This window comes from Actinomadura sp. CNU-125 (genome assembly GCF_001942465.1).
Classification (GTDB): Bacteria; Actinomycetota; Actinomycetes; order Streptosporangiales; family Streptosporangiaceae; genus Spirillospora.
The window spans coordinates 1-11,420 of record NZ_MKJY01000165.1 but is presented as its reverse complement, the minus strand read 5'-3'; the positions used below and the strand labels follow the sequence as shown (position 1 = coordinate 11,420).

Below are 11,420 nucleotides of genomic sequence, written 5' to 3'. Positions count from 1 at the left end.
CTCCCGGACGGCCCGTTCACCGCGGGCGTTCGGCGACCTGCTGAGCCGGGCCCGGGCCCGCGCCCGGCGGCGTCCGGCGGATCGGCGGCGCCCTGCCCCGCGTGCCGTGGCTGCGGACGTCGAGCACCTCGTCACGCTCGTCCGGACGCCGGACGGTCCCGCGGTCGCGATCGTGCCGGCCTCGGCGCCGGGCTGCACCCGGCCGACGCCCGGACCCGGCCGGTGGGCACGACCCCGGTCGCGGTCCTCGATGCCGCCGAGCCCGCACGGATGCATCCGCTGCCGGCGGGGGAGTGGGACCGCGAGGCCGAACTGCTCGGCGCGGCGGCCCGCTCGGTGCAGATGGCGGCCACGGCCCGTGAGGCGCTCGACGCGACGCTGCGGCATGTGAGGGAGCGGGAGCAGTTCGGCCGTCCCCTGGCACGCTTCCAGGTCGTGCAGCATCGCGTCGCGGCCATGGCGGCCGACGTCGTGACCATGGAGGTCGCGGCGGACGCGGCGGTCCTGGCGCTCTCGCGCCCCGACCCGGACCGCGAGCTCACGGTGGCCGCGGCCAAGGCGGAGACGTCCGCGCTCGCCCGGCCGGTCGCGGCCGCCGCGCACCAGCTGCACGGCGCGATCGGCTTCACGATGGAGCACCGGCTGGGCGCGTTCACCCGCCGCCTGTGGTCCTGGCGGGACGAGTACGGCAACGAGCTGTACTGGCACCGCCGGATCGCCGACCTGGTGGACGGGAACGGCGGCGACGTGTGGGGACTCGTCGCCGGGACCGGCCGGACGCGCGCGGAGACGAGGGCCCGTGTCGACGGCTGAGCCGACGTCCGGGACGTCCGCGGCCTGGGCCGTTCCGGAGCACCCGACCGGCATCCTGCACGGGCTGCGCGTCCTCGACCTCAGCCGGGTGCTCGCCGGGCCGTACTGCGCCCAGATGCTGTCCGACCACGGAGCGAGCGTCATCAAGGTCGAGGGACCGGCCGGCGACGAGACCCGCGGATGGGGGCCGCCCTTCCACCCGGACGGGACGAGCGCGTACTTCCACGGGCTCAACCGCAACAAGCGCAACATCGGGCTGGACCTGTCGGCCGAGGCGGGGCGGACGGTCCTCGCCCGTCTCATCGCCGAGCGACGTCGTCGTGGAGAACTTCAAGACCGGCACGATGGCGCGCTGGGGCCTCGGGTACGAGGAGACGCTCGCCGACCGCCATCCCGGGCTCGTCTACTGCCGGATCAGCGGGTTCGGCACCGACGGGCCCATGGGCGGGCTGCCCGGCTACGACGCCGTCCTGCAGGCGTACGGCGGGCTGATGAGCGTCAACGGGTACCCCGAGCGCGAGCCGCTGCGGGTCGGCGTGCCCATCGTCGACCACGTCACGGCGAACCTGGCCTTCAGCGGGATCCTGCTCGCGCTGCACGCGCGCCGCGACGACGGCCGCGGCCAGCTCGTCGACATCGCGCTGCTCGACGCCGTCGTCTCCATCCTGCATCCGCACGGGGCGAGCTGGGCCGCGGACGGGCGGGCGCCCCGGCGGACCGGCGGAGCCCACCCGATCGTGGCCCCGTACCAGGTGTTCCGCACCCGCTCGGGCGACTTCTTCATCAGCGCCGCCAACGACCGGCAGTTCAGGGCGCTGATGACCGTGCTCGGACGTCCCGAGGTCGCGGGCGGACCGCGGTTCGCCGACAACGCGGCGCGCATCACCCGCCTGGACGAACTGGTTCCGCTGCTGGAGGACCTGATCGGGGCCCGCGACGGCGGTGAACTGGCCCGGGAGCTCATCGCGGCCGGAGTCCCCGCCGGACCGGTCAACGACGTTGGCGAGGCGCTGCGGGCCGCCCAGGTGCTGCACCGCGGCCTGTTCATCGACACGGACGGCTATCGCGGCGTGGGCGTGCCCATCTCGTTCGGTCGTTCCCCGACCCGGAATCCCACCGCGCCCGTGGCCCGCGGGGCGGACACGGAGGCGATCCTCGCCGGGCTCGGTTACGGCCCGTCCGACATCGCCCGGCTCGGTGCGGAGGGCGCCATCGACGGCCGCTGACGGCCGGGCCGCGGTCCGCGGACCGCGGCCCCGCAAGCGCCGCCGGGCGAGGAGGCCCGGCGGCGCCGCGCCATGCCGCAGGTCACGGGCGTAATCGTCCTGAACAAAGCAGGATTCTGAATAGGGCAGATATTTCGGACCAAGTCTTGTAACCAAGATTGGATCCTGTCACGCTGAGACCCGCATCACAGCGGTGTCCACCGTCGACGGCCTTTCACGGCCCGTCCGGGGACGTGCCGAGGAAGGACCGAACATGAGCGCCGAAACGATGTCCCCCCGGCTGCTGGGGGCGGGACTCCTGACACTCGCCCTGCTGACCGCCGGCTGCGTGAGCGAGTCCGGGGCCGAGAAGCCCGAGTCCGGCGAGATCGCGGGCGACCTCGTCCGGGGCGGCGACGAGGGGGAGTGCACCCCGGACAAGGCGGGCGGCTCCGTCACCATCGCCGAACAGAACGAGTACGCCACCCTCGACCCCGCCGGCGGGTCGTTCAACTTCAACCCCGCCCAGCAGATCTACTCCAGTCTGATGCGCTGGAACCCGGGCGCCTCGGAACACGAGCCGCTGCTGGCCGAATCCCTGAGCGCGAACGACGACCGCACCGTCTGGACCCTCAAGCTGCGCGCGGCCACGAAGTTCGGCGACGGGACGCCGCTGGACGCCGACGCGGTCGTCGCCTCGATCGACCGGCACCGCGCCGAGGATTCGCTCTCGACCTGGGCGCAGCGCGCCCGCTCGATCTCCGACATGAAGGCCGTCGACGACCGCACCGTCGAGTTCGCCCTCGACGCCCCCTGGACCGAGTTCTCCTGGCTGCTCGGCACCGGCGTCGGCATGATCACCAACCCGAAGGTCGACGAGAAGGCCCTGGCCGCCGAGCCCCCGGCGGCCGCCGGGGCGGGCGCGTTCGTCTTCGACCACTGGACCCCCGGCAACGAACTGGTGGTCACCAAGAAGTCCGACTGGTGGAACGGGCCGGTCTGCCTCGACTTGATCCGGGTGATCGCCCAGGTCGACAGCAAGGCCCGCAAGGACACCTTCGACAAGGGCGAGGCCCAGGTCTTCCTGGGCACAGCGGACCTGGACGTCTCCCAGAAGCTCATCGACGAGGGCGCGAACCACGCCAAGTACCCGCTCCGGCTCGGCCTCACCCCCAACTTCGGCATCGGCGAGGACGCGAAGACGACCGACGGCGCGAACCGGACGATCCGGCGGGCGCTCCAGCTCGCCATCGACCCCGAGTTGATGACCGACCGGGTCACCGGCGGCGTCGGCGAACCGGTGACCACGCTCGTCGCCACCGGCAGCCCGCTCAACGACGGCCTGAAGGGCGTGCCCTACGACCGGGCGGAGGCCGAGCGGCTCGTCGACCGGGCCAAGGCGGACGGCTGGGACGGACGGCTCGCGGTGATGGCGCTCAACCAGCCCAACAACATCGCCATCGGCAACCAGGCGATCGCCCAGTGGGAGGCCATCGGCATCGAGGCCGAGCTGGAGACCGTCGAACTGTCCGAGTTCGTCAAGGCGTCCATGCTGGGCGGCGGCGGATTCGACGTCCTGGTGTCCGGCGGCGGCAACCACCCGCTGCCCGAGTGCGTCTCGTGCGACCTGGACCAGTACGCCACCGAGGGGGCCGGCAACCGCGTCGGCTACAGCAACCCGAAGATCGACGACCTGGCGAAGCGGCTGAACGCCGCCGCGCCCGACGAGCGTCCGGCGCTCCTCAAGGAAGTGCAGGCGGTCTGGAACGAGGACATCCCCCGCATCCTCTACGGCCAGCAGTACTACATGGTGGGCTGGACGCCCCGGCTGAAGGGCGCCAAGCCCGGACGGCTCCTCACCATCGACCTCTCCCGCGCCTGGCTGGACAAGTGACCGTCGCCGAGACGCGCCCGGCCGGGAAGTCCGCCCGCCCGGCCGGGCGGGGCCGCACCCGGCGCGCGAAGACGGCGCGCTACGTCCTCTCCCGGATCGTCCGGCTGCTGAGCATCATCGCGGGCGCACGTTCATCGGTTTCTTCCTCCTCAAGCTGACGCCGGGAGACCCGGTGGCCACCGCCCTCGGGCCGGAGGCCACCCCCGAGCAGGCCGAACGGCTCCGCGCGTCGCTGGGCCTCGACCGTCCCGTCTGGGAGCAGTACCTCGACTGGCTCCGCGGCGTCGTGACCGGGGACTTCGGGGACACGCTGGCCCAGCCGTCCCGGCCGGTGAGCGGCGAACTGGCCGCGCGAGGCTGCCGGTGACGCTCCAGCTGATCGGCCTGACGGTCGTGCTGAGCCTGGCCGTCGCGATCCCCCTCGCGGTGTGGTCGGCGCACCGCGCCGGCCGGATGTTCGACCGCGCCGTGTCGTCCGTCCTGTACGGCTTCGTGGCGATGCCGGGCTTCGTCGCCGCCCTGCTGCTGGTCATGCTCTTCGTCTTCCACGCCGACGCCGTGCGCATGGTCGGGCTCGCGCTCGCGTGCGCGGCGCTCGTCCTCACCCTGATCACCGTGTTCCGCGCCCGGCGCCGGGAGACGTCCCCGCTGCCCGCGCTCATCGGCGGCGGCGCGGCCGCCCTGGTCGGGGCCGCGGTGTTCGCGCTGCTGCCGGAGTTCCCGCGGCAGGGCTTCGTGCCCGTGAGCGACGGGCTCGGCGCCAACCTCACCCGCGTGGCGCTGCCGGTCCTCGCGCTGACCTTCGTCGACATCGCCGTCTTCACCCGGCTGCTGCGCGGCGACCTCATCGGCGAGCTGGCCAAGCCGCACGTGCTCGCCAGCCGCGCGAAGGGCATGTCCACCGCCCACGTCCTCGTCCGGGAGTCCCTGCGCCCGTCGATGTTCTCGCTGATCACCGTGGTCGGCCTGACCATCGGCCAGCTCATCGGCGGCACGATCATCGTCGAGCACGTCTTCCGGCTGCCGGGGGTGGGCTCGCTCCTGGTCACGAGCGTCCGCAACGGCGACTACCCCGTCGTCCAGGCGGCCGTCTTCGTCATCGCGGCCGTCTACGTGACGGTGAACTCCCTGATCGACATCGCCTACACGTACCTCGACCCTCGCGTGAGGCAGGTGAACCCCGAATGACCCTCCCACTGGCCGAGACCGGCGGCGCGCGGGTGCGGACGCCGTCCGGTGCCGGGCCCCTCGTGCTGCTGGGCGCGATCCTGGTCGGCACCGCCCTGTCCACCCCGATGCTGCTGCCGATGGTGCGGCTCCTGCTGGGCGTCCTCGGGCTCGTGTCCGCCTACGCCGGTGCGTCGCGTCTCCTGCGCGCGCGCTTCGGCCCGGACTTCGATCCCGGGGCGTGGCTCGCCGGAACCTGGCTCACCCTGATCGTCCTCGCCGCCGCGACGGCCGATCTGCTGCCGCTGCCCGAGTCGCTCGACCCGTCCAAGGCGCTGACCGAACCGACGTACGCGGCCCCCTCGGCCGCCCACCTGCTCGGCACCGACCAGTACGGATTGGACGTCCTCGGACAGATCGTCCACGGCGCCCGCGTCTCCCTCGTCGTCGGTCTCGGCGGCGTCCTCATCGGCGGGACGATCGGCACCCTCCTCGGGCTCACCGCGAGCTACCTGCGGGGCCGCGTCGACGGCGTCGTCGGCTGGGGCACCGACGTGCTGCTCAGCTTCCCGCCGCTGGTGCTCCTCATGGCGCTGGCCGCGGTGCTCGAACCCCGCACCCGCAACATCTGCCTCGCCCTCGGGATCCTCGTGATCCCGTCGTTCGTCCGCCTGTCCCGGGCCGCCGGGCTCAAGGTCGCCGGGCAGCCGTTCGTCCTGATGGCGCGGGCGATGGGCGCGACGCGCCGCCGGATTCTGTTCCGCGAGATCCTGCCGAACATCCTGCCGTCCGTGCTGTCGTACGCGCTGCTGGTCGTCGCGATCCTCATCGTGGCCGAGGCGTCCCTGTCGTTCCTCGGGCTCAGCATCCAGCGGCCCGCACCGACCTGGGGGAACATGATCGCCGAGGCCGAGGCGGAGTTCCAGACGCACCCGTTCCTGCTCGCGCCTGCCGTCCCGCTCTTCCTCACGGTCTACTCCATCAACCGCATCGGCGACTCCCTGCGCGCCGGCAAGGAGGGGGACTAGCCGATGACCGACGAGACCACCGACCTTCTCGTCGTCCGCGGCCTGCGGACGACGCTGCGCACCCCGCGCGGCCCCGTCACCGTCGTGGACGGGGCGGACCTGCGGATTCCGCGCGGATCCACCGTGGGCGTGGTGGGGGAGTCCGGCTCGGGCAAGAGCATGCTCGCCAGGTCGCTGATGAACCTGCTGCCCGCGGGCGCCGACGTCACCGCCGACGAACTCGCCTTCGACGGCCGGGACCTGGACCCCCGGCGCCCGCCCCACCGGCACTTCTGGGGCACCGAGATCTCGATGGTCTTCCAGGACCCGATGACCGCGCTCAACCCCGTCCGCACGGTCGGCGCCCAGATCCGCGACCCCCTGCGCGTCCACCGGCGCATGAACCGCCGGGACGCCCGCGCGCGGGCCGCCGAACTGCTCGCCCACGTCGGCATCCCCGCCCCGGACTCCCGGCTCGACCAGTACCCGCACGAACTGTCCGGCGGCATGCGCCAGCGTGCCATGATCGCCGTCGCGATCGCCTGCGAGCCCCGGCTGCTCATCGCAGACGAACCCACCACCGGTCTCGACGTCACCGTCCAGCGGCAGATCCTCGCCCTGCTCCGCCGGCTCAAGGAGGAGCACGGCATGGCGATGGTGCTCATCAGCCACGACATCGCCCTGCTCGCCGACGAGGTCGACGAGGTCAACGTCATGTACGCGGGCGAGGTCGTCGAGAACACCGGCGTCGCGCAAGTCCGCGACGCGGCCGTCCGGCACCGCTACACCGCCGCGCTGCTGCGCGCCCACCCCGACGTGGACGCGCCCGCCCGCACCCGCCTGGAGAGCATCCCCGGCGGCCCGCCGGACCCGCTCGCCATGCCCGCCGGATGCCGGTTCGCCCCCCGCTGCGAGCACCGCCGCGACGTCTGCGCGACCGAGCGCCGCGGCCGGTCCGCGACCCGCGGACCGGCGCCGCCCACGCCTGCCATTTCCCCGCCGTGCCGGCCGAGGAGCCCGTGTGAGAACGATCGATGAACCGGCCCGCGACCCCCTCCTGCGCGTCGACGGCCTCGTCGTCGAGTACGCGACGGGCAGCGGGACCGTCCACGCCCTGTCGGGCGCGACCTTCGACGTGGGCCGGGGCGAGACGCTCGGCATCGTGGGGGAGTCCGGCTCCGGCAAGTCGACGCTCCTGCGCGCGATGCTGCGGCTCACCCCGCACGGCGGCGGCTCGGTGCGGCACGGCGACACCGTGCTGACGACCTAGACGAGAAACGGATGCGCCCGCTGCGGCCGTCCCTGCAGATGATCATGCAGGACCCGATCGCCTCGCTCAACCCCCGGCGCCGCGTCCGCGACATCGTCGCCGAGGGCCTGCGCATGTGGCCCGACCGCGTGGTCACCTCGGTCGACGAGCAGGTCGCCGAAGGGCTCGGGGCCGTCGGCATGGACATCGGCACCGTCGGCGACCGGCGGCCCGGCTCGTTCTCCGGCGGCCAGTGCCAGCGCATCGCGATCGCCCGCGCGCTCGCCCTGCGGCCGGACGTCCTGTTCTGCGACGAGCCCGTGTCCGCGCTCGACGTCTCGGTGCAGGCGCGGGTGCTCAACCTGATCCGGGACGCCAAGGAGGCACTCGGGCTGACGGTCCTGTTCGTCTCCCACGACCTGGGCGTCGTCAAGAGCGTCAGCGACCGCGTGATGGTGATGTACCTGGGGCGCGTCTGCGAGATCGCACCCGTCGAGGCCGTCTACGACGCGCCCGCCCACCCCTACACGAACCTCCTGCTGTCGTCGGCGCCGGGCTCCCGCCGTCCCCCGGTGCCCGACCTCACCGGGGAGACGCCGTCCCCGCTCGACCCGCCGTCCGGATGCCGGTTCCGGACCCGCTGCCCGCTCGCCCGCGAACGCTGCGCCACCGAGACCCCGCCGCTCCGGGCACTGCCCGGCGGACGCAGCGTCGCCTGCCATTTCCCGCTCGACTCCGAAAACGAGGCGACACCGTGATCGAGACGTCCTTCGACCGGGGGACCGCCCGGCTGACCCTGAACAACCCGGGGCGCAAGAACGCCATCACCCAGGAGATGGCGTCCTCGATGCGGGCGTTCTGCGCCCGCGTCCACGCCGACGACGCGATCGGCGCCGTCATCGTGGACGCCGAGGGCGGCTACTTCTGCAGCGGCGCCGACACCCGGGACCTCGCGGCCTCGTCGTCCGACCCCGCCTCGCCGGAGGCGGTGGAGCGGACGTCGGCCGTCTACGACGCGTTCGTCGGCGTGGGAAGCCTGCCGGTGCCGACGATCTCCCTCGTGGCCGGCGGCGCGGTCGGCGCGGGCCTCAACCTCGCCCTGGCCACCGACCTCATGCTCGTCACGCCGGACGCGATCCTCGACAGCGGCTTCCTCGCCCGCGGCATCCACCCCGGCGGCGGCCACCTAGCGCTGCTCGGACGTGCGGTCGGCCACCGGCAGGCCGTCGCACTCGGCGTGCTCGGCGTCCCCCTCTCGGGCACCGAAGCCGTGCGCCGCGGACTCGCGTGGGCGGCCGTCGAACACGGCGACCTGCTCGACACGGCGACACGACTGGTAGAGAAGGCCGCGGCCGACCCCGCCCTCGCCCGCCGAGTCAAGAACAGCGCCGCCCTCGAACTCGGACCTCCCGCCGTCCCGTGGAGCGCGGCGGTCGAGATCGAGCGAGGCGTCCAGATGTGGTCGCTCGGCCGCAAGGGACACGACGGCTGGGCGCGCAAGCCGTCCGAGCACGGCGTCCGGGGCGGCGGATCGTGACCGGTGCCGGCCCGCTCGCGGGAGTGCGCGTGCTGGACTTCAGCACGACGTTCTCCGGCCCGTACTGCACGCTGCAACTCGCGGACCTCGGCGCCGACGTCATCAAGGTCGAGTCCCCGGACGGCGACATCACCCGGCGGCTCGGGACGTCCCGCTCGCCGGAGATGGCGAGCGTCCACGTCGCCGCCAACCGCAACAAGGCGAGCCTGTCGTTGGACCTCAAGAACGCGGGCTCCCGCGCGTTGGCGCGGTCGCTGATCGAACGGGCCGACTGCCTGATCCACAACATGCGCCTGGACGCGGCCGAACGGCTCGGCCTCGACCCCGCCACGGTCCTCGCGGCCAACCCGCGTCTCGTCCACGCGGCCATCACCGGCTACGGGAGCGACGGACCCTACGCGGGCAAACCGGCATACGACGACACCGTCCAGGCGGCGTCCGGGCTCGCCTGGCTGCAGAGCCTCGGTAGAGCCGACGCGTACATGGCCACCGCGATCGCCGACAAGGTGACCGGCATGGCCGCCGCACAGGCCGTCACGTCCGCGCTGTTCCGGCGCGAGCGCACCGGCCGCGGGCAGGCGATCGAGGTGCCGATGTACGAGACGGTCGTCGGCTTCACGCTCATGGAGCAGTGGGGCGGCCGCGCGTTCGTCCCGCCGCTCGGACCGACCGGGTACGCGCGGATGCGATCCCCCCACCGCCGCCCGTACCGGACCGCCGACGGGCTGATCTCGGTGGTGGTCTACCACGGGGGCCACTGGCGGCGCTTCCTCGAACACATCGGGCGTTCTCACCTGCTGAATCAGGAGAGATTCCGGACGGTCGAAGCGCGCAACGACAACATCGACGAACTCTACGCACTGCTGGCGCGCGTACTCACCGGCCGCACGACGGCCGAATGGCTCAAGACGTTCGACGAGATCGACGTCCCCGCGATGCCGGTGCGGACCCTCGACGAAGTCCTCGACGACGAGCACCTGCGAGCCGTCGGCTTCTTCCACGAGGTGGAGCATCCACAGCAGGGCACCTTCCTCGTGTCCCGCCACGCCACCCGCTACGGCGACTCTCCCGTCGCGACACCACCGGAACAGGCGCCGCCCGACCGGCTCGGCGCGGGCGGCGACGCCGTCGCCCGCTGGCTCGCGGACCCGTGACCAAGACTGAATCCACTATCGTATTCCGAGGATCACGGACGGGCGGATGGGAGCAGAGGATGCCGGCCGAGAAACTCGCGACCGGCGGACGGTCCCGGGCGGTGGAACGCGTGGTGGAGGAACTCCGCCGGATGATCACGGTCGGCGAGTTGCTCCCCGGCCAGCAGATCCGCCAGGAGAACATGGCCGAACGCCTCGGCGTCAGCCGCCTCCCCATCCGCGAGGGGCTCCGCCAGTTGACCGCCGACGGCCTGGTCAGCCACACCCCCAACATCGGGTACACGGTCACCAGGCTGAGCCAGGCCGAGTTCGACCAGATCTACCTCATGCGCAACCTGCTGGAGACCGAGGTCATCGGCAGGCTCCCCGAACCGACACCCGAGCAGTTGCGACGCGTCAGCGACCTCAACGCCGAAGTCGCCGCCGCGGCCGAACGCGTCGACCTGGTCGAGATGCGGCTGCGCAACCACGAGTTCCACTTCGAGATCTTCCGGCTCGGCGGCCTGGACCTCGTCATCGACGAGATCGAACGCCTGTGGAACTGGGCCGCCCCCTACCACGCCGTCTATCTCGTATCACCCGAGAGCCGCCGCGCGATCCTGCACGAGCACGACCAGATGGTCGAAGCGCTCCGCGACGGCGACAACGCCCGCCTCGCCGAACTGATGAACCGGCACAGGCACGGCTCGGAGACCGTACTGGGCACGATGCTCGGCGCCGCCCCCATCGTCCGCCCCACCTGACGCCCCCGTGACCCGATGCCGGCGAGGACCTCGCGGGACTCGGCGGGGCGCACGCTCGTCTCCGTCCGTGGGGGAGGGGACCGCCGGAGCGGCCCCCTCCGTCCGGTTCGGTCAGCGACCCTTGGCCGTCTCGCGCGGTGCCGCAGGCACGGGCTCCGGCGACGGGCGCGGCGTCCGCAGGGTCGCGGCGGCCAGCCCGGCGCCGACGAGCGCGATCAGGCCCGCACCGATGAAGGCGGCCGAGAAGCCGTCGGTGAGCGCGGGCAGGTTCCCCGATTCGCCCGCGCCGAAGGAGGCGGCGACGGCGGTCATCGCGGCCAGCCCCAGCGCCGAACCGACCTGGTAGCTCGTGTTCACGATCCCGGACGCGAGCCCGCCCTCCTCCGGCTTCGCCGCCGACATCGCGGTCCCCAGCGACGGGATGAAGGCCAGCGACATGCCGAGCGCCGCGACGAGCGAGGCCGGCAGCACGTCCACCCAGTACGACCCGTCCGGACGGACGAGCGACAGCCAGCCCATGCCCGCGGCCAGCACCAGCAGTCCGGCGACGGTGATCGCCTTGGGGCCGAAGCGGCCGATGGCCCGCGGGGCCAGCACGATCATCCCGATCATGATCAGCACGGTCATCGGGACGAGCGCCGCGCCCGAGGG

Annotated in this window: 13 protein-coding genes and 1 pseudogene; 13 read left to right on the top strand and 1 reads right to left on the bottom strand. The window is 72.9% G+C overall.

All coding sequences use genetic code 11. The features are described 5' to 3' along the window. The 13 genes and pseudogenes from BJF79_RS19975 to BJF79_RS19925 all read left to right on the top strand — a co-directional run. Positions 1-813, top strand: an 813-nt coding sequence (locus tag BJF79_RS19975; protein WP_262402303.1) for an acyl-CoA dehydrogenase family protein, incomplete at its 5' end; no start/stop codon positions are given. Positions 814-928: 115 nt separating this feature from the next. Next, positions 929-2,039: pseudogene (locus BJF79_RS19970) on the top strand (CaiB/BaiF CoA transferase family protein). Between the two features lie 253 nt (positions 2,040-2,292). After that, positions 2,293-3,912: an ABC transporter substrate-binding protein gene (locus BJF79_RS19965; RefSeq protein WP_075899481.1), complete on the top strand. Its 1,620-nt coding sequence runs from the start codon at positions 2,293-2,295 to the stop codon at positions 3,910-3,912. After that, positions 3,909-4,070 (top strand): hypothetical protein, encoded by a 162-nt coding sequence (locus BJF79_RS55605; RefSeq protein WP_158079242.1) that lies wholly within the window; start codon positions 3,909-3,911, stop codon positions 4,068-4,070. Before BJF79_RS19965 ends, BJF79_RS55605 begins: the two co-directional genes overlap by 4 nt. A gap of 14 nt (positions 4,071-4,084) precedes the next feature. Continuing rightward, a complete protein-coding gene (locus tag BJF79_RS19960; protein ID WP_075899479.1) occupies positions 4,085-4,279 on the top strand; it encodes a hypothetical protein in 195 nt (64 codons plus the stop codon). Next, positions 4,276-5,100 carry an ABC transporter permease gene (locus tag BJF79_RS19955; protein ID WP_075899477.1) on the top strand — a complete coding sequence of 275 codons (825 nt, stop codon included), beginning with the start codon at positions 4,276-4,278 and terminating at the stop codon, positions 5,098-5,100. Before BJF79_RS19960 ends, BJF79_RS19955 begins: the two co-directional genes overlap by 4 nt. Further along, positions 5,097-6,107: an ABC transporter permease gene (locus BJF79_RS19950; protein ID WP_262402302.1), complete on the top strand. Its 1,011-nt coding sequence runs from the start codon at positions 5,097-5,099 to the stop codon at positions 6,105-6,107. Before BJF79_RS19955 ends, BJF79_RS19950 begins: the two co-directional genes overlap by 4 nt. A 3-nt stretch (positions 6,108-6,110) precedes the next feature. Then, entirely contained in the window at positions 6,111-7,124 is a 1,014-nt protein-coding gene (locus BJF79_RS19945; RefSeq protein ID WP_143220048.1) for an ABC transporter ATP-binding protein, read from the top strand. Then, positions 7,108-7,356: an ATP-binding cassette domain-containing protein gene (locus tag BJF79_RS65715; RefSeq protein WP_316043396.1), complete on the top strand. Its 249-nt coding sequence runs from the start codon at positions 7,108-7,110 to the stop codon at positions 7,354-7,356. The genes BJF79_RS19945 and BJF79_RS65715 overlap by 17 nt, the downstream gene beginning before the upstream one ends. Positions 7,357-7,367: 11 nt before the next feature. Next, entirely contained in the window at positions 7,368-8,093 is a 726-nt protein-coding gene (locus BJF79_RS19940) for an oligopeptide/dipeptide ABC transporter ATP-binding protein (RefSeq protein ID WP_262402301.1), read from the top strand. Continuing rightward, positions 8,090-8,872 (top strand): enoyl-CoA hydratase-related protein, encoded by a 783-nt coding sequence (locus BJF79_RS19935; RefSeq protein ID WP_187357023.1) that lies wholly within the window; start codon positions 8,090-8,092, stop codon positions 8,870-8,872. The genes BJF79_RS19940 and BJF79_RS19935 overlap by 4 nt, the downstream gene beginning before the upstream one ends. Then, positions 8,869-10,026: a CaiB/BaiF CoA transferase family protein gene (locus tag BJF79_RS19930; protein ID WP_158079241.1), complete on the top strand. Its 1,158-nt coding sequence runs from the start codon at positions 8,869-8,871 to the stop codon at positions 10,024-10,026. The genes BJF79_RS19935 and BJF79_RS19930 overlap by 4 nt, the downstream gene beginning before the upstream one ends. Positions 10,027-10,085: 59 nt before the next feature. Next, positions 10,086-10,769, top strand: coding sequence for a GntR family transcriptional regulator (locus BJF79_RS19925; protein WP_075899475.1), 684 nt, complete (start codon positions 10,086-10,088; stop codon positions 10,767-10,769). Between the two features lie 111 nt (positions 10,770-10,880). Here BJF79_RS19925 and BJF79_RS19920 read toward each other — a convergent pair. Then, positions 10,881-11,420, bottom strand: a 540-nt coding sequence (locus BJF79_RS19920; protein WP_143220047.1) for an MFS transporter, incomplete at its 5' end; no start/stop codon positions are given.